This is a genomic window from Tsukamurella soli (assembly GCF_039541155.1).
GTDB lineage: Bacteria > Actinomycetota > Actinomycetes > Mycobacteriales > Mycobacteriaceae > Tsukamurella > Tsukamurella soli.
Genome location: NZ_BAABFR010000034.1, coordinates 1 through 18,279, shown reverse-complemented (window position 1 = coordinate 18,279; position 18,279 = coordinate 1). Strand labels below are relative to the sequence as shown.

Annotated in this window: 16 protein-coding genes and 1 pseudogene; 10 read left to right on the top strand and 7 right to left on the bottom strand. The window is 69.5% G+C overall.

All coding sequences use genetic code 11. From position 1 onward, the window contains the following. Nucleotides 1–13: 13 nt before the first annotated feature. A complete protein-coding gene (locus ABD908_RS12405) occupies nt 14–376 on the bottom strand; it encodes a hypothetical protein (protein ID WP_344995905.1) in 363 nt (120 codons plus the stop codon). Then, nucleotides 373–807, bottom strand: coding sequence for a hypothetical protein (locus ABD908_RS12400; RefSeq protein WP_344995902.1), 435 nt, complete (start codon nt 805–807; stop codon nt 373–375). Before ABD908_RS12400 ends, ABD908_RS12405 begins: the two co-directional genes overlap by 4 nt. 279 nt (nt 808–1,086) lie before the next feature. On the opposite strand from ABD908_RS12400, the gene ABD908_RS12395 reads away from it, so the two are divergent. The 6 genes from ABD908_RS12395 (at nt 1,087) to ABD908_RS12370 (ending at nt 8,790) form a co-directional block, all read left to right on the top strand. Beyond that, nucleotides 1,087–2,004 (top strand): universal stress protein, encoded by a 918-nt coding sequence (locus tag ABD908_RS12395; RefSeq protein ID WP_344995899.1) that lies wholly within the window; start codon nt 1,087–1,089, stop codon nt 2,002–2,004. 606 nt (nt 2,005–2,610) lie between these two features. Next, on the top strand, nt 2,611–3,612 hold the full coding sequence (locus ABD908_RS12390) for a zinc-binding alcohol dehydrogenase family protein (RefSeq protein ID WP_344995896.1): 1,002 nt from the start codon (nt 2,611–2,613) through the stop codon (nt 3,610–3,612). A gap of 178 nt (nt 3,613–3,790) precedes the next feature. Beyond that, a complete protein-coding gene (locus ABD908_RS12385) occupies nt 3,791–4,699 on the top strand; it encodes a universal stress protein (RefSeq protein ID WP_344995893.1) in 909 nt (302 codons plus the stop codon). Between the two features lie 438 nt (nt 4,700–5,137). Next, nucleotides 5,138–6,034, top strand: coding sequence for a universal stress protein (locus ABD908_RS12380; protein WP_344995890.1), 897 nt, complete (start codon nt 5,138–5,140; stop codon nt 6,032–6,034). Between the two features lie 82 nt (nt 6,035–6,116). After that, on the top strand, nt 6,117–7,841 hold the full coding sequence (locus ABD908_RS12375; RefSeq protein WP_344995887.1) for a GAF domain-containing sensor histidine kinase: 1,725 nt from the start codon (nt 6,117–6,119) through the stop codon (nt 7,839–7,841). Between the two features lie 49 nt (nt 7,842–7,890). Beyond that, the gene (locus ABD908_RS12370; RefSeq protein ID WP_344995884.1) at nt 7,891–8,790 is read left to right on the top strand and encodes an ABC transporter ATP-binding protein; all 900 of its coding nucleotides are present in this window, start codon (nt 7,891–7,893) and stop codon (nt 8,788–8,790) included. Between the two features lie 72 nt (nt 8,791–8,862). Here ABD908_RS12370 and ABD908_RS12365 read toward each other — a convergent pair whose 3' ends face one another. Together ABD908_RS12365 and ABD908_RS12360 are read right to left on the bottom strand one after the other, a co-directional pair. Continuing rightward, nucleotides 8,863–9,504 (bottom strand): MDR/zinc-dependent alcohol dehydrogenase-like family protein, encoded by a 642-nt coding sequence (locus tag ABD908_RS12365; protein ID WP_385920926.1) that lies wholly within the window; start codon nt 9,502–9,504, stop codon nt 8,863–8,865. Nucleotides 9,505–9,686: 182 nt separating this feature from the next. Beyond that, a pseudogene (locus ABD908_RS12360) lies at nt 9,687–10,078 on the bottom strand (SPFH domain-containing protein); the annotation flags it as partial. 324 nt (nt 10,079–10,402) lie between these two features. Here ABD908_RS12360 and ABD908_RS12355 point away from each other — a divergent pair. Then, complete coding sequence (locus tag ABD908_RS12355; RefSeq protein ID WP_344995882.1) at nt 10,403–10,816, top strand: pyridoxamine 5'-phosphate oxidase family protein; 414 nt, start codon at nt 10,403–10,405, stop codon at nt 10,814–10,816. 16 nt (nt 10,817–10,832) lie between these two features. Further along, the gene (locus tag ABD908_RS12350) at nt 10,833–12,011 is read left to right on the top strand and encodes a lipase family protein (RefSeq protein WP_344995879.1); all 1,179 of its coding nucleotides are present in this window, start codon (nt 10,833–10,835) and stop codon (nt 12,009–12,011) included. A gap of 43 nt (nt 12,012–12,054) precedes the next feature. Here ABD908_RS12350 and ABD908_RS12345 read toward each other — a convergent pair whose 3' ends face one another. Both ABD908_RS12345 and ABD908_RS12340 read right to left on the bottom strand, forming a co-directional pair. After that, nucleotides 12,055–12,573, bottom strand: coding sequence for a gluconokinase (locus tag ABD908_RS12345; protein ID WP_344995876.1), 519 nt, complete (start codon nt 12,571–12,573; stop codon nt 12,055–12,057). A 59-nt stretch (nt 12,574–12,632) separates the two neighbouring features. After that, nucleotides 12,633–14,198, bottom strand: a complete 1,566-nt coding sequence (locus tag ABD908_RS12340) for an alpha/beta hydrolase family protein (RefSeq protein ID WP_344995873.1) — start codon at nt 14,196–14,198, stop codon at nt 12,633–12,635. A 244-nt stretch (nt 14,199–14,442) separates the two neighbouring features. Here ABD908_RS12340 and ABD908_RS12335 point away from each other — a divergent pair, with 244 nt between their 5' ends. After that, on the top strand, nt 14,443–15,879 hold the full coding sequence (locus ABD908_RS12335) for an SDR family oxidoreductase (RefSeq protein ID WP_344995870.1): 1,437 nt from the start codon (nt 14,443–14,445) through the stop codon (nt 15,877–15,879). A 167-nt stretch (nt 15,880–16,046) separates the two neighbouring features. On the opposite strand, the gene ABD908_RS12330 is transcribed toward ABD908_RS12335, so the two are convergent. Further along, a complete protein-coding gene (locus ABD908_RS12330) occupies nt 16,047–17,546 on the bottom strand; it encodes a flavin-containing monooxygenase (RefSeq protein ID WP_344995867.1) in 1,500 nt (499 codons plus the stop codon). 69 nt (nt 17,547–17,615) lie between these two features. Here ABD908_RS12330 and ABD908_RS12325 point away from each other — a divergent pair. Beyond that, the coding region (locus ABD908_RS12325; protein ID WP_344995862.1) for an SDR family NAD(P)-dependent oxidoreductase at nt 17,616–18,279 on the top strand (664 nt) is incomplete at its 3' end.

Sequence of the window (18,279 nt, the reverse complement as noted above, 5' to 3'; positions counted from 1 at the left end):
ACCGCAGCGGGTCTCATTCGGTGGTGACCGAGTTCATCCGGGTCCAGTCCTTGTCCCAGGCGCGGTTACGGACGTTGTCGGCGACGGCGCCGACGGTATCGGCGAGGAATCCGTAGACAGCAGCCACGACGCCCGTCATAGCGATGACCGCGAATACCGTCGCGACGACGGCCTCCCCGTGATCGTGGGGGCGGTCGTAGTCGGTGTAGATGCTCTGGGCGGCCACGATCACGAGCGGGACGATGGTCACGGACGCGACGACGAGCCCGGTCTGCAGGGCCGATTCGACGCGGTCGATCGGCCGGACGAGTCTGCTGGTGCCCAGGTGTGCAACCCGCCACCAGTGCAGTTCGCGGGCCAGTTGGGTGGTGATCATCGGAGTGCTCCCGTTGCGGCGGTCATCAGTATCTGGGTCGGGATGATGCTCAACAGCACGGCTACGGTGACCGCTCCCATACGCAGACGCCGGGCACCGGCCGCGCTCTCTGCGAGGCGGATACCCGGCTCGACAGCGGAGACCACTCCGAGGGCGAGGACGAGTCCGAGGACCGGAAGGGTCGGCCGGTGCACGGTGAGCCACGCGGCGTATACGGTCGCCGTGGTGAGAACGAGGTGGGTCAGTCCGGCCCGGTAACTCGCTCTCCGTGACGTGCGCATCCGGCGGCCGTCGGGGTCGTCGGCCTCCGGGCGGCGCCGAAGCAGAGGCGAGCCGACCGTGTCGGTGATGAACATCGCGCCGTGGATGGCGGCAAGCATGTACAACCCCGCTCCCAGCGCGAGGGCGACATTGGTAGGAAGCACGGTCATCACCGGTCCTGTCTGAGGGGCGGGGGGCGAGGTGCCCTGCCGTTCTGCGATGGCGTATGTGACGACTGTGCCCTTCGGAGCGGCGCCCGACCTAGGGCCGGACCGCCTCCGCGCAGAGGACTTTCGTCACCTCGAACGGCCCGGATCCGGTGTTGATGTCGCTCGAGATCAAGGACTTTCGGCAGGCGCGCGGGGCGTGTGGCCCGCCTAGCGTCGAAGTCACAGGTGGGAACGGCCCGCCTCGCGACGACGCGGACCGCCGGCGAACTGGAGACTCCCATGACCAATCAAGCGATCACCCCGTACATCCTGGTCGGCGTGGACGGCTCGCCTGCCGCTCTGCGGGCGGTGAACTGGGCCGCGGACGAGGCACACAGGCGCGGCTTGCCGTTGGTGCTCGCGAACGTCGTCGATCCGGGAGATCTCGCGCACCGAGCTGCTGTCGGTACGTCCGACAGCACCTTCGCCACCCCCGAGACGTTCGGGCGGGAGGCGCTCGCCGCCGCCGAGCAGCGGGTGGCGAAACGGCACCCGTCCGTCTCCACGCGCGCCGTGGAGAAGACCGGCTCGCCTGCCCCGGCGCTGATCGAATTGAGCTGCGACGCGTATTTGACGGTCGTCGGTGCGACGGGGCTGGGTGGTTTCAGCTCGATCCTGTTGGGGACGGTGGCACTCGCGCTCGTGACGAACGGGCACAGCCCGGTCGCGGTGATCCGCGGTGCGGGCGAGATCGGTGCGATACCGCGCACCGGACCGGTGGTGCTCGGCGTCGACGGTAGCGAGTTCAGCGAGCCGGCGATCGCGTGGGCATTCGACGAGGCATCCCGCCGCAGCGCGGTTCTCACCGCGATACACGCGTGGACCGCGTACCCGAACGCCTACGCCCAGTCGTACGCGCTCGCGAGCGGGATCGACTACGACGCAGAGGAGGTCGAGCATCGTGCGCTGCTCACCGAACGTCTCGCCGGTTGGGGGGAGAAGTATCCCGATGTGCGGGTGCGACCGATGATGGTGTCCGGCAGCGCCTCGGACGTCCTGCTCGATCACACCGCCGACGCGCAACTGGTCGTGGTCGGCAGCCGAGGCCGCGGTGAGGTCGCCGGGGCGGTGTTCGGATCCGTCAGCCGCATGCTGATCCATCACGCCCCGTGTCCCGTCCTGATCGCGCGCAACCACCCGACGCATCGAGCCGTGTGATGATCGCCCCCGACAGCACTCGACAGCGCCCGGCCGCGGACGCCGACCGCCAGGACCCTGCGGCACCCGACCTCGCCGAGCGTGCGGCGCCGGTCCGTGAACTGATGGCGGACGCGCACCTGCGCCACCACCGGTGGATCACCGAACACGGAGTAGACCTACCCGAAGTACAACATCGGACCACGGAGGGGAGGACCTCACCGTGGTCGGCCAGAACGACATCCGGGGGCTTGAACTCATGTCCGCCACTGAGGCCGCAGGGGACCGACCGCGACGAGGCGCCGCGCGCCGCCTGGTGGTTCTCGGTCAGGAGCGGACCGCTCCGGTGCGGGTGACCTCGTGTTCGTCGACAACGGTCGTGACCGAGCGCGGAGGGCGGCCTTCGCTGCGGCGATCCGCGCGGGTTCGTGACCTTCCTCGGCGTCGTCGGCGACTGCGTCGGATGTCGGGTCGTCGGTCCCGAGTCTTCGGGACCTATGTGCTTCTGTTTCAGGTCGGAATTGTTGTGTCCAAACGTAATACGATCCGGTGTAGCCTCGTGTCAGCCGCCGATCCGATGGCGGGCGGTAGCGAGTCGATCGAAATCCCGAGAGCCTGGTGATGATCATGCGTAGGTGGCGAACGACCCGGCCGGCGCCTATCGCGTCGCGACCGTTGGAACTGGTCGAGGAGTCCAGGCCGCATCCACGCCGAGGCGAGCTGTTGATCGAGGTCGACGCGTGCGGCGTGTGCCGGACCGATCTGCACGTGGTCGAAGGCGACCTGCCTGTGCACCGCGAGCACGTCACCCCCGGTCACGAGATCGTGGGTCGCGTCGTCGAGATCGGACCGGACACCGACAGCCCGGTCCAGCCGGCCGATCTCGTCGGTGTCCCTTGGCTCCGGCACACCTGCGGCACATGCAAGTACTGCCTCAGCGATGCCGAAAACCTCTGTAAGCAATCCGAATACACGGGATGGGATCATGACGGTGGGTATGCGGAACACGTCATCGCCGCAGCCGACTACGTGCTCGCGCTGCCGACCGGCTACTCCCCCGAACACCTGGCGCCACTGCTGTGCGCGGGCATCATCGGGTACCGCGCCCTGAAGCGTGCCGCGTTACCGGCAGGCGGACGGCTGGGAATCTACGGCTTCGGAGGCAGCGCTCATCTCGTCGCACAGGTCGCATTGCTACAGGGGGCGACCGTGCACGTGATGACCCGCGATCAACAGGCCCGTGATCTCGCGCTCGACCTGGGCGCCGCATCGGTGCACGACACCTACCAGAAGCCGCCCGAGCCGCTGGATTCGGCGATCGTCTTCGCGCCGGTCGGCGACATCGTGCCGACCGCGCTCGAAGCGCTCGACTCGGGCGGAACGCTGGCGCTCGCCGGCATACATATGACCGACACTCCGCCGTTGAACTATCAACGACATCTCTTCCACGAGAAGCAGATCCACAGCGTCGAAGCCAATACGCGCGGCGATGCGAGGGAGTTCCTCCGGTTCGCAGCGGAGCACCGGCTGCGGGTGGAGACCACCAGCTACGCGCTCGCGGATGCCGATCAAGCGCTCGCGGATCTCGAGAGCGGCAGCTTCGCCGGAGCGGCCGTGCTGATTCCGTGATGTGGTACGCCGGGCCGGCCGGATAGCGACACAGCGGGAGCTGTGGCGGTACGCCACGCGCCATCGGACGGAAGTCCCCGTCGATCGGGGACTTTCGGCAGGTGTGGAGCGCGGCAGGGCGTCCTACCGTGAAGTAGGTCAGGCCGGTGGGCCACCCTCGTATGCACTGGAGAACCTCATGACCAACCAAGCGATCACCCCGTACATCCTGGCCGGAGTCGACGGCTCACCAGCTGCTCTGCATGCGGTCGGCTGGGCCGCCGACGAGGCGCGGAAGCGCGGCCTGCCCCTGCTGCTCGCCAACGTCATCGAGACGAGTGGTACGGAGTACGGACCCGCTTTCGGTGTCTCGAACTCCGTGTATGCCAGCATGGAGAAGTGGGGGCGGGAGGTGCTCGCCGCAGCCGAGGAGCGGGTCACGACGAACTATCCATCGGTGCGGATGTCGACCATCCAGAAGACCGGCGCCCCGGCCGCGGAGCTGATCACGCTGAGCCGGGACGCGCACCTGACAGTGGTCGGTGCGAACGGCCTCGGCGGGTTCAGTTCGGTGCTGCTGGGAACGGTGGCGTCGGCAATGGTGACCGACGGGCACAGCCCCGTCGCGGTGATCCGCCGCGCCGGGAAGGCCGAGAACATCCCCACCACCGGACCAGTGGTGCTCGGTGTCGACGGCAACGAGGACGGCGAGACCGCGATCGCCTGGGCCTTCGACGAGGCGTGCCGGCGCGGAGCGACTTTGACCGCCGTCCACGTGTGGACCGCATATCCGACGGGAGCGGCACACGTGTACGCAGTGGCAGCCGGGGTCGACACCCGTGCCGAGGAGGAGGAGCATCGCGAGCTTCTCGCGGAGCGCCTCGCCGGCTGGCAGGAGAAGTACCCCGATGTCGCGGTGCGACGGGTCATCGCGGCCGGTAAGGCGACCGACGTACTCCTCGAGCACACTGCTGACGCGCAACTGGTCGTCGTCGGTAGCCGTGGCCACGGCGAGATGACGGGGATACTGTTCGGGTCGGTCAGCCGCGCGTTGATCCACCACGCGCCGTGCCCGGTGCTGGTCGCCCGGGAACGTGGGAGGAATTGATCGGCGCGCTCGCGCCCGGAGAATCATGAACCAGATCAGCGCGGCCCTCTGCGACGTACGAACCGTGTGCGCTACAAAGAGATCCGAGCAATGCAGCAGCTCCCGCTGACCGGTGTGGACGCACTGCGCCGGTGGCGTATCTGGGGTTCGGGTGACTTCGTGCACTGGTGGGATCTCGATGTACGGCGCCCGGCAAGGGGATCGTAATCGTGCTCGACCTGGGCGATCGCATTCGACCCACATCACACCCGCCGACTCGGACGCCGTCCCCTCGCGCGACATTGACGAGCCGGACACCGCAGCCGACTCACATCGGGGCGTAGAAGAGACGAAGTTCCCCGTCTATCAGGGACTTTCGGCCCGTGTGACGTCGGTGGCGTGGTCATACCGTGGAAGTCGCAGGCAGCACAGTCCCACTTTCGAGACCGGAGCACTCCCATGACCGATCAAGCGACCATTCCGTACATTCTCGTCTGTGTCGACGGCTCCGTGGCCGCGTTGGAGGCGGCCGACTGGGCCGCCGATGAGGCACAGAGTCGGAGTCTGCCGCTCATGCTGGCCACGGTCGCGGACCTGAGGGGCTTCGCTTACGGACCGTTCATGGAGGCCTCGGACAGCGCGTTCGCCGCCATCGAGAAGTCCAGTCGGGATCTGCTCGCCGAAGCGGAGCGGCGGGTTGGGGAGCGCCACCCGTCGGTCTCGACCGCGGTGTCGGAGAAGGCGGGATCACCGTCTGCGGAGTTGATCGCGCTGAGCCGAGACGCATACCTGACCGTGGTCGGTGCCACCGGCCTCGGCACCATCGGCTCCGTCCTACTGGGCACGGTGGCATCGGCGCTGGTGACCAACGGCCACAGCCCGGTCGCGGTGATTCGGGGCGGGGATGCGACGACCACCGTGCCGCGCACCGGCCCGGTCGTGGTCGGCGTCGATGACGGCAGGGGCAGCGAGACCGCGATCGGGTGGGCGTTCGACGAGGCGTCCCGACGTCGCGTGGCACTCACTGTGGTCCACGCCGGCGTCGGTCGCCCGAGCGACGCTGCGCGTCCTCGTTCGCGGGCCGGAGCAACCGAGGACGCCGAGCAGGACGCGCTGCTCTCGGCCCGTCTCACGGGGTGGCGGGACAAGTACCCCGACGTGCGGGTGCACGAGATCGTCGCCGTCGACGATGCGACGGACAGCCTGCTCCACCACGCCGCCGGCGCACAACTGGTCGTCGTCGGGAGCCGAGGCCACGGCGACCTCACCGGACTGCTGTTCGGATCGGTCAGCCGTACCCTGATCCACCGGGCACCGTGCCCGGTGCTGGTCGCCCGCAACAGCACCACTCACTGAACGGCGCGCGTGTATCCATACGGCGATCGTCGGGGTCCGAGGAGTGATGTGCGGCGGACCGGATCGTGCGACACTTCAACCCATGACCGCCGGACCCGGCGATGACCTGCCGTCCATCGATGTGACGCGTGACCTCGAGCACCTCGGGCTGGACGAGCTCCTGCGGGAGATCCGCGAACGGATCGCGGCGATCGTCGCAGGCGCACGGAACCGCGTCGATGCCCTCCTCGATGCGGTCATCGCGGTGAGTTCTGGCCTCGACCTCGACGTGACACTCCGCCGGATCGTGCGGGCCGCCGCCGATCTACTCGACGCCCGCTACGGAGCGCTGGGGGTCCTCGGCCCCGACGGCATGCTCACCGAGTTCGTCTACGACGGTATCGATGACGCCACCCGTGAGTTGATCGGGCCGCTGCCCACCGGCCACGGGGTACTCGGGGTGGTGATCGACGAGGCGAGGCCGCTGCGGCTGACGGACATCTCGGCGCACCCGGCGTCCGCCGGATTCCCGCCCCACCATCCACCCATGAAGACGTTCCTCGGTGTCCCGGTGCAGGTCCGCGGCGAGGTGTTCGGCCGGCTGTACCTCACCGAGAAGAGCGGCGGTCACGAATTCACCGAGGATGACGAAGTCGTAGTGCGCGCTCTCGCCAGCGCGGCGGGTATCGCCATTGACAACGCCCGTCTGTATACCCAGGCGCGTCTGCGGCAGCGCTGGCTCGAGGCCACCGGCGAGGTCCGTACCAGCCTGCTCACCAGCGACGACCCCCGCGAAGCGCTGCACCTGGTGGCCGCACACGCCGCCGAACTGGTCGACGCGGACCTGGCACTGATCGCGGTCCCCGACCAGTTCGACGACGATCCGGTGGAACTGTCCATCACTGCCGGAGTGGGAACACAGGTCGAGCGACTCCTCGACCAGCCGATCCCTCTGACAGGCTCCACCGCCGGCAAGGTGTTCGAAGCCGGTGTCGCCGCCAACGTCGGCAGGCTGTGGCAAGACCTGGGAACGGACACCGGCCCGGCGCTGGTGCTACCCCTGCGCGGTCGCAACGCGACGCTCGGGGTGCTGGTGCTTGCGCGTGACATCGGCCGTCCCGCATTCGATGACGACCAGACCGATCCGGCGGCATCGTTCGCCGACCAGGCGGCGCTGGCGCTCGAGCAGGCGGAGGCGCGCGCTGGGCGCAACGAGCTCGAACTGGTCGCCGATCGAGACCGGATCGCCAGAGACCTGCACGACCACGTCATTCAGCGGCTGTTCGCCGTCGGCCTGGCGATGCAGGGCACCCACCGCCGCGCGGTGCGGATGCCCGAGGTCGCCGCCCGCATCGACAACCACATCGACCAGCTGCAGGACGTGATCCAGGAGATCCGCACCGCGATCTTCGACCTGCACCGGCTCGGCCCCGAAGACGCGTCGCTGCGCAGCATCGTCCGCGAAGCGGTAGCCGAGCTGACCGCAGACACGTCGCTGCGCGCCACGGTTCGAACGTCGGGACCGCTCGATGTGGTGCCGGAGGACATCGCCGAACACGCAGAGGCCGTTGTACGGGAGGCGGTCAGCAACGCGGTCCGGCACGCGCACGCCAGAGTGCTGACGGTCACGGTGTCGGTGGTCGACGATCTGGTCGTGGAGGTGGTCGACGACGGGGTCGGGATCCCCGACATCGCCGCCCGCAGCGGTCTCGTCGGCCTTGCCGACCGCGCCCGCGCCGTCGGTGGGACCTTCGACGTCAGCAGCCCTGCAGTGGGCGGCACACGCCTGGTGTGGTCCGCCCCGATGCCGTCCGCCTCCGCCGACTGAGGACTTCCGGCCCTACGGCTCCACGAGTCGACGAAATAGCCTGAACCACATGGCGAACAATGTGATCGAGGCTCGCGGGCTGCGCAAACACTTCGGGCACGTCGCCGCTCTCGACGGCGTGGATCTGGACGTCGCGGCCGGCGATGTCCATGCGTTGATCGGCCCCAACGGTGCGGGGATGTCCACTGCCATCCGAGTGTTCCTGGGCCTGCTGCGCCGATCGGGCGGATCCGTGTCCGTCCTCGGTGGGGACCCGTGGCGCGATGGGCCGAGGATCCATCGCCGGATCGGCTACGTCCCCGGTGACGTCACGCTATGGCCGTCGCTCACGGGTGGCGAGACGATCGATCTGATCGGCCGGCTCCGGGGACGGGTGGACGACGTCCGCCGGACCGAGCTGATCGAGCGGTTCGAGCTCGACCCACACCGCAAGTGCCGGACCTACAGCAAGGGCAACCGTCAAAAGGTCGCGCTGATCTCCGCACTGGTCACCCCGGTCGACCTCCTCATCTTCGACGAACCGACCTCAGGGCTCGATCCACTGATGGAGGAACAGTTCGCGAAGTGCATCGCCGAAGCACGCAACGACGGCACCGCGGTGCTGCTGTCGAGTCACAACCTGTCCGAGGTCGAACATCTCGCGGACACCGTGACCGTCGTCAAGAACGGAGTCACCGTCGACAACGGCAGCCTGGCCGACATGCGCCGACACGCCCGGACCCGAATCGACGCCGTCGTCACTCAGCCCTTGCGACTCGATGCGATCCCCGGCGTACGAGACTTCTTCATGACCGCGGATCGCATGACGTTCACCGTCGACATCCCTTCACTCCCGGCGGCACTGGCTGCAGTTGCGACCGCCGAGCCGACCTCGGTGACCTGCCGGCCGCCGACGCTCGAAGAGATGTTCCTCGCGCGCTACGACACTCGTGAGTCGGTGCGGCCATGACCGGTCTGATCGCCACCCTGCGCGGCGCGACCGGATCGTCGTCCCGTCGATGGTCACGCTGTTCGGACCGATTCACGCAGCCACGTTCGGTGCACCGGCCATGGTCGAGATGACGGTCTTCACCCCGGCCTGCATCGGGCTGTGTCGCGGCGTTGATCGAGGCCGTCTGCGTCGGCATGGGTAGCGGCCGGCCGTCGCAGTCGGGCTGTTCGCCGCGGGGATGGACGGTCCCGGCTCGCTGGCGTTCGGCGCGTCGTGGGCGGCGAACGGGATCGTGAACGCGGTGGTCGCAGCACTCTGTGCGCAGCCTGCGTCCGACCGCCTCGATGGCGACGTCGGCCCCAATCCGCCGGTGAGGTGTCCGACGACCGAGTCTACGTCCTCGCGACCGACGTGGACGACGGTGTCCGCACCGGCGCCGTGAGCCGCTGCCAGCCTCGACTGGTCACGGTCGACCGCGACGATATGGCCGGGACTGTACAAGCGGGCGGTCATGATCGCGGCGAGCCCTATCGGTCCCACGCCGACGACGACCACGGTCGACCCGGGCCGCACGCGCCCGTTGAGGACACCGACCTCGAGGATGTGCAGGTCGGTGCCGCAGATCGTCACTGCACCCACCTGCACGATCGCATCGGTGGACTGCTCGATCACCGGATCGGTCACGTGCTCCCACCTCGTCTCGCCGGGAGCGTGATACACCATGGCGCGCACGATTTCTCCTTCGTTTCTGGAATGGTCGTAGATCCTGTGTGGTCGGCGCTACGGTGGGGGCGGCGCATCGGGGCATCGTGGGCATCCGCTGCCGGCGGCCGGAAGTCGTCGCTGACGCCGGCGAACCCGGACGCCGAATCCCGCTATCCCGCTTGGCGTTCGGTGTCCACACGCCCGTCTGGCACCCCGGCCGCAGCGGCCGTCTCGCGGTTGAACACGTTCCCCATGTCGGAGATCGTGGACATCAGGGGCGCAGGCGATACCACGGTCGTGTTCTTGTCGACGCCGAGTTCGACGAGGGTCTGCAGATTGCGCGACTGCTCTACCAGCGTCACCTCCACACCCCACTGCACAGTCGTGGCGTCCAGGATCCGACGGATGTCCGCGTTGATCACGTCGGTATCCGCCAGCGCCTGGTCGAGAGTGTGCTTGCCGACCACCTTCCGGAGCGTGGTCTGCGCGATCTGATCGATCGCCGCGTGCACGTTTCGATCGCGACCACCGAGCGTTCCGCATCCACGATGCGGAAGTACGCGACCGCCGATATGTCCACGCTCACGTTGTCGCGGGTGATCCGCGCTGGTATCGGGTCACCACGCGGATCGCGGATGCCACCACTAGCACGACGATGACTGTGGCGACGACCAATGTTGTTGTAGCCGTGTTCATTGCATCTGCCTTGTCTCGAGGGGCCGCGCTCAGGGCGACGCTGGAGCACGTCATCGATGCTTCGCCCGCGATGCGACCGTCGGTAGGGCATAAGGACCTGTGGTCGGGGGCCGTCGTCCCCTGGGTACGGAGACACCCGCACGGAAACCTGGAGACAGCGACCGGAGTGACACGCACCAGACGGTGCAGAAGGGGTACGACGATGCTGCGCGAACGCCCGATTACCGAGATGACCGAATCCGAAGTGTGGGAGACCGTCAGAGCGCACACCCGAGGACGGCTGGTAGTCGTCGTCGACGGGGAGGCGGAGATCTTCCCGGTGGATTACCAGGCCACCGGCGACCAGGTCACCTTCCTCACCTCACCGGGTACCAAACTCCGGGCGCTGCAGGCGAACCCCGCCGTCGTGTTCGAGATCGACGGAGCCGACGACCTCGCTCAGTCCGCCTGGAGTGTGGTCGTCCGGGGAACGGCTACCCATGTCCGCGACGACGGCGCCCTGGCCGCCGCCACCGTGAACGGTCTCGCGACCAGTCTCGACTTCCCCAAGTACGAGGTCGTCGTCATCACGCCGACCACGGCGTCGGGGCGCCGCTTCCGGCTCGACTCCGCGCACCGCGATCGCATCGACGATCACCCGTGATTTGTATCCTCGTCCCATGTCGCTCACGCTGCGTGGTCTCCTCGCCCCGATCGCCGCCGCCGTGCTCGCCGCCGCGGTGCTCGCCGGCTGCGGCGGGACCGCCTCCGCGGGAGCGCGACCGTCGGTGGGCCGGCTGGGAGCGCTGCTGACGTCGGGGCCGGGCACGCACGTCGACTCGCGGCTCGCCGCGGCCGCGACGGTCACGGACGTCTCGTACACGTCGTACACGCCGTCGGGTGCGCCGATCGCCGTCTCCGGCGCCGTGTACGTACCCAAGGGGGCCCCACCTGCGGGCGGCTGGCCGCTCGTGGCGTACGGGCACGGTACGACGGGTGTCACACACGGCTGCGCGCCGACGCTGTCGCCGGACATGTTCGGCAACCTGCCGGCCGTCGCGGGCCTCGTCGCGCAGCACTGGGCCGTGGTCATGAGCGACTACCAGGGCCTCGGCGGCCCGGGCGTGCACCCGTATCTCGACTCGACCGCCCAGGGCCTCGACGTCCTCGGCTCGGTCCGCGCTGCGCGGTCGCTCGGCCTGCCGCTGGCGCCGCAGACGGCGCTCTACGGCGTCTCCCAGGGCGGCCGCGCCACGGAGGCCGCCACCGAACTCGCCCCGGCGCGGACTCCGGAGATCCGCCTCATCGGGAACGCGATGACCTCCCCCGCACTGCGGCTCGACGTCATGTCCGCGATCGACCACGGCGCCCTCACGACGCCGCAGTATGCGATCTCGCCGCTGCTGGTGCGGGGCGTGCAGGCCGTCGACCCCACCCTGCGCACGGACCAGGTGCTCGCCGGGCCGCTGCTGCGCAACGACCGCGCGTTGCTCGCCTGCACCGCGACCACCACCGACACGCAGACCGCCGCCCTGCTCGCGGGCGTCACTCCGGCAGACGTGCACCCGACGGGCGCGGCGCGCGCGGCGATGGCCGCCTACTTCGACCGGAACCAGCTACCACGGCAGGCGAACCGGGCCGTGCCGCTGTTCGTCGAGCGGGGGACGGGAGACACGCTCGTCACGCCGGCGTGGACAGCGAGCGCGGTCCGAAGCCTCTGCGTCGCGGGTGTGACGGTGACCGAGCGCGTCCGTCCCGGCGGCCACGTCGAGGACGGTGACGTCGCCACCGCAGCCGCGTGGCTGGCGGACCGGTTCGCGGGTCGCCCGGCGAGCGATTCCTGCGGAGGCATCGCGTAGGCGTGCATATCGCCGGGGCGATCGGTGGACGTCGCGGGCGCGATCAGTCGACCGCCTCCTCCGCGGCCACGTCGGCGAGCGCCTCGGTGACCACGTGCGGGATGTCGCCGTCCACATTCACCATCACCCCGAACTCGTCCCGCTCGAGCGGCTCGAGGATAGCGAGCTGCGACGCGAGCATGTCCGCCTTCATGAAGTGGCCCTGGCGCGCCTGCATCCGCTGCAGGAGAAGCTCCGGGGTTCCGGTGAGCAGCACGAAGTAGACGTTCGCGCCGGCCGAACGGATCCGATCGCGGTACACCCGCTTGAGCGCCGAACAGGCGAGCACGATGGGTCGCCCGGCCTCCGCCTCGTCCGCGAACAGGTGCGCGATCGTGTCGAGCCACGGCCACCGGTCGTCGTCGGTCAGCGGATGGCCGGCGGCCATCTTGTCACGGTTCGCCTGGGGATGGAGGTCATCGCCGTCGGTGAAGGTCCGGCCGAGCCTCACGGCCAACTCGGACCCGACCGTCGTCTTGCCCGAACCGGACACTCCCATGACACAGATCTGGATAGTGGACACCCGATGAGTACAGCACGACCGTCCGCACGCCATGCCGCCCCAGCGGCGAAAGGCCGCTGCTAGTGGGAGCCCGCACCGCCGTGGCCGCCGCCGAAGCCCCCGTGACCAGCACCGGCGGACCCGCCGCCCGCTGCCCCACTACCCGTTGCCCCCGTGCTCGCGGTCCCGCCGCCCGACATCGAGGACCCGGTGGAACCGCTCGCGCCCGAGGACGACGCGGCCGCTCCTCCCGTGGAGTCGCCGCGACCGGACCAGCCGTGGTGCACGCCGGTGCCGGTGTCGTTCGTGTCGGCCTGCGAGGTGGAGGCTCCGTCGCTGCCCGTCTCCGTCGAGACCGCGGCAGAGGCCGACGTCGACGCGCCGGACCGGTGCCGCCCATGGCCGACGGGTGCTGCCGATGCCGTGTCCGCGTCGGTGACCGATGTCGTCTGCGTGGACACGCGCGTCGCGGCCGTAGCGGATTGCGTCGCCTTCGGGACCGCGACGTCGGCCGCCGACAGCGCCGGAACGGAGACACTGGAGGCAGTCGGCAGCGTGGCGCTGGGGAGCGTCACCGTCGGCGACGTCGCAGTCGGCAGGCTCACGGCCGGCAGCGAGAGCTGTGCGGGCACGATGCCCGCCAACGGTTGGGTGAGCGTGTTCACCGAGGGGATCGTGACGCCGAGAACTGTGGTCGGCTGTCCCGCCTCACCGAACGGTACGGCCGCGTTGAGTGCTTCGTTGATGGTGTCCACCACCACACCGGTCGGTGCGGGCAGCCCCACCTGGACCGCGATCGACTGGACGGCGTAGACCCACGGGTTCTCCTCCTGGCCGTCGAGCATCGGCTGCAGGACCACCAGCGTGGTGTTCGGTCCGATCGTGGTCGTCGTGGTGGTCCCGGTGGCCTCGAGCGCCGTCAGGTCGCTGGCCGTGTACAGATAGGAGTGGACGTACAGGCCCGGCACCAGGTAGAACGCCGCCACGGCCGGGTTGCTCGACAGGTTGGCGCCGAAGGTGTCGTCGTTGATGTCGTAGATCGTGGTCTGGACCGGCATGCCGGCGACGTCTACCGGCGTGCTCGGCACGCCCGGGGTGAACGCCGGCGCCCAGTCGACGAGCCCGGTGTTCGGCGTGTCGGGGTCACCGTAGGTCACGACGGTGACGTTCGTGAGGGGGTCCCCGTCCGCGGCGAGGTCGAGCACCGCGTCCTCGGCGATGGGCGCCCCCAACGAGTACCCGACCACCTCGGTCGGCTGTCCCGAAACGGACTCGATGGCGGCCTCGGTGGCAGAGGTCCCGGCGTCGAGCGACTGATCGTAGGTGTACGCCCCGTTGCCGAAGACGAACCCCGGGTAGCCGGCGCCGACCGTGGCCGGGTAGTCGATCGTCACGATGCCCGCGCCCGCCGGGAACAGCGACCCGAACCGTGTGATGCCCTCGGTGGAGTCGGTATCGCCCGCACCCCCGACCACGACCACGGTGGGCGCCCCGCCCGTGGGCAGGCTGTCGACCGTGTACGTCGATGTCGGCGGGGCCTGCGGCCCGATGTAGAAGATGGGGAACGGCACAGTGAGTGTGGTCGCGGCCTGCGCGGCGCCCGCGTTCGCGGAGCACAAGGCGACGGCGGTGACGGTGACGCCCACCGCCGCGCACAGTCTCCGGAGGCAGGAGGAAGACCGGACCCGCTGCGCTGCTTGATAATTAATGTCGATCCCCCATGGCTAGTGGAGCCCGTTGAATCGAGGTCGAGCTCGCGAGACGTGTTCAGCAGGGACCAGCGTATCGGTCGGGCCCACCACGCGCGGTAGCAGTAGGCCCCAACCCGACGTGCGACAATCGGTTCGAGCGGGCGCACCGCCCACCGTCGGCCCGATATTGGAAGGACCCATGCCCGCACCGATCGACCCCGACGAGCTCGCCGTCTTCCACCGGGTGCTCGCCGCCGCTGCGGATCTCGACGAGAAGGACCCCCAGTCGATCGAGGTCCAGCGCGCCGTGGGACACATGTTCAAGAAGGCCAAGCGCACGCGCCGACGTGCGGCGCGTGCCGCCGTGCGCGCCGCCGATGAAGCCGTCATGGAACGCACGGCCACCGGGTCGGCCGATCGGATCGACGACGAGACCGCGGGCATCCTGTTGAGCACCCCCACGGTCGGTGAGTCGGCAGGCGAGCTGACCCGCCCCCGGAACTGCTACATCTGCAAGCAGCTGTACACGCGCGTCGACGCGTTCTACCACCAGCTGTGCCCCGAGTGCGCGGCGATGAGCCACGCCAAACGCGACGCCCGCTGCGACCTGCGCGGCCGCCGCGCGCTGCTCACCGGCGGGCGGGCGAAGATCGGCATGTACATCGCGCTGCGCCTGCTGCGCGACGGTGCCGACCTCACGATCACGACGCGATTCCCCGTCGACGCGGCCCGCCGGTTCGCCGCGCTCGCCGACAGCGCCGACTGGCTGGACCGGCTGCACATCGTGGGCATCGACCTGCGTGACCCGGCGCAGGTGGTGGCGCTGGCCGACACCGTCGCCGAGCGGGGGCACCTCGACATCATCGTCAACAACGCGGCGCAGACGGTGCGTCGCTCCCCCGGCGCCTACTCGGCGCTCGCCGCCGCCGAGTCGGCCGACGTCCCGCCCGAGCTGGCGGCCCGCATCGTCACCTTCGGCCGTGCGAGTGCCGCCCATCCGGCGGCGCTGTCCGAGGCCCTCTCGGACCACGGCGACGACGCGACCCATGCCGCCGCGCTCACCGCGCTGGCCCTCCGCGGTGGCTCCGCGTCGGCGGCACGCATCGCCGACGGTTCCGCGATCGATGCGGGCGGCCTCCTGCCCGACCTGGTGCGCACCAATTCGTGGGTGCAGACCGTGGAGCGCATCGAGCCGCTCGAGCTGCTCGAGGTGCAGCTGTGCAACTCGGTCGCCCCCTTCATCCTGCTGTCCAAGCTGCGGCCCGCGCTCGAGGCGTCGCCCGCGCGACGCAAGTACGTCGTCAACGTGTCGGCGATGGAGGGCCAGTTCTCGCGTGCGTATAAGGGGCCCGGCCACCCGCACACCAACATGGCCAAGGCCGCGCTGAACATGCTCACGCGCACCTCCAGCGAAGAGATGTTCGGCACCGGGATCCTGATGACGGCGGTGGACACCGGGTGGATCACCGACGAGCGTCCGCACTACACCAAGATGCGCCTCGCCGAGGAGGGCTTCCGCGCACCGCTCGACCTGGTCGATGGCGCCGCGCGCGTGTACGACCCGATCGTGCAGGGCGAGAACGGGATCGACCTGTACGGCTGCTTCCTCAAGGACTATCGGCCGTCCCCCTGGTGAACCTGTGCACCCTTCCGTCGATCCACCACCTCAACCTGTGCACCCTTCCGTCGACGAAGCACCGAACCGCTGATCCGCTGTCGCAACATGTGCACCCTCCCGTCGGTCGTTCGCCGACGATTCGGTGCACATGTCGGGTCGCGGGATCGACGGTTCGGTGCCCAGGGTCAGCGGAAGGTGTAGTCGGTCAGCGGGAACCGGTCCTGCGTCCGCACGGCGTCGCGCACCGACGTGGGACGGAACAGCGGCGCCTCGCCGCGGCCGTTGATCCAGTACGAGTTCGACGATGCGCAGTTCCCCAGCCGGAACACCGAGTCCCCCAACAGGTCCTCCATGCGCGCCAGGAACCGGGCGTTGGCTTCCGCGGTCACCTCGAACCCGCCGCCACCGGTGCGGGCCACCTCGCCGAACAGGCGCCGGATGTGCCGCTGCTGGTACTCCACCGTGTTGAACCACGACAGCCCCACCCATGCGTACGGGCTGGCCAGCGTCAAGAAGTTGGGGAAACCGGGCACCGAGACGCCCTCATAGGCCTGGAATCGCGTGTCGCGCCACCACTTCCCGAGATTGCGGCCGTCGCGGCCGATCACCTCGATGGCGGGTAGGTTCGTCTTCCACACGTCGAATCCGGTGGCCAGGACCAGGGTGTCGATCTCGCGCCGGCCACCGTCCCGGGTCACCACGGCGTCCGCCTCGATGCGCTCGATGCCGGACGTCTCGAGGTGGACGTTCGGGCGGCCCAGCGCGCGGTAGTAGCCGTTCGACACCGTCGGGCGCTTGCAGCCGTAATCGTACGACGGGGTGAGCGCCGCCCGCAGCCGCCGGTCGCGGACGGACAGGAAGCGATGCACCCAGGCCGCCTGTGCCGCAGAGACGTTCAGACGGCGGAACGTCCGGTACCGCCACATGGCCACCACCATGAGGAACTCCATGAACGAATCGGTCGCGAGCCGCACCGCGCGCTGCGTCACCGGCACCCGCGCGAACAGTCGCCGCACCGCGGGCGGGAACCGCAGGTCCAGCTTCGGCATCACCCAGATCGGCGTGCGCTGGTATACCGTGAGCTCCGCGACCTCCGTGGCGAGTTCCGGGATCACCTGCACCGCGGTCGATCCCGTGCCGATCACTGCCGCCCGGCGCCCGGCGAAGGCCACGGAGTCATCCCACCGCGCCGTGTGCACGACGGTGCCGGCGAAGTCCTCGATGCCGGGTATGTCGGGGGTGGCCGGCTGGGAGAGGAAACCCGTGGCGCACACCAGGAACCGGGTGCGCAGCACCTCCCCACCGGAGAGCGTGACGTGCCAGACCCCCTCGTCCTCGTCCCACCGCGCGCCGTCGACGCTGACGCCGAACCGCATATGCCGCCGCACGTCGTACTTGTCCGCCACGCGGGTGGCGTACTCCTTGAGTTCCGGCCCGCGGGCGTACAGCCCGGACCAGTCCGGGTTGGGTTCGAACCAGTAGGAGAAGGTGGTGGACGGAACGTCCACCGTGAGACCGGGGTAGCGGTTCACATGCCAGGTGCCGCCGAGATCGTCCTCTCGCTCGAGTATCGCCAGCCGCTCGAAGCCGAGCCGCTTGAACTCGATCGCGGCGCCGATCCCGCCGAAGCCGGCACCCACCACGACCACGTCGAGGTCGGCGCCTCCGAATCGTTCTGTGTCCATGAGTGATCCACCTATCCTTCCCGGCCCGGGCGGGCCCGGACGCAGCTGCGTACGCGTAGGCTCGCCGACATGGAGCTGCGCGACGCACACGTGTTGGTGACGGGGGCCTCCGGCGGCATCGGGGAGGCGTTGACAGCCGCGTTCGCCGCCCGCGGGGCCAGGCTGACGGTGACGGGACGTCGCCCCGACGCGCTGGCCGGCCTCGCTGCGCGGTTCGGCGCCGCCGTCGTCGCGGCCGACCTGTCGGAACCCGATGCGCCGCACCGGCTCCTCGACGCGGCAGGCCCGGTGGACGTACTGGTCGCCAATGCCGGGTTGCCCGCGTCGGGTCTGGTCGCGGAGTACTCGATCGCCGAGATCGACCGCGCGCTGGACGTGAACCTGCGCGCACCCATCGTGCTCGCACGGCTGGTCGCGGACGGCATGGCCGAGCGCGGTCGGGGGCACATCGTGTTCATGTCCTCACTGTCGGGAAAGGCCGCGTCCGGCCGGATGGCCCTGTACAACGCCACCAAGTTCGGGATTCGCGGGTTCGCGCTCGGGCTCCGGGAGGACCTGCGGCCCATGGGAATCGGTGTCTCCGCCGTGTACCCCGGACCGGTCCGCGACGGCGGGATGTTCGCCGGTGCCGGCGTCCACGTGCCGCGGGCCACCACCCGCACCCCCGGCGCCGTGGCCGCCGCGACCGTGCGCGCCGTCGAGCGCGACCGCGCCGAGGTCACCGTCGCGCCCG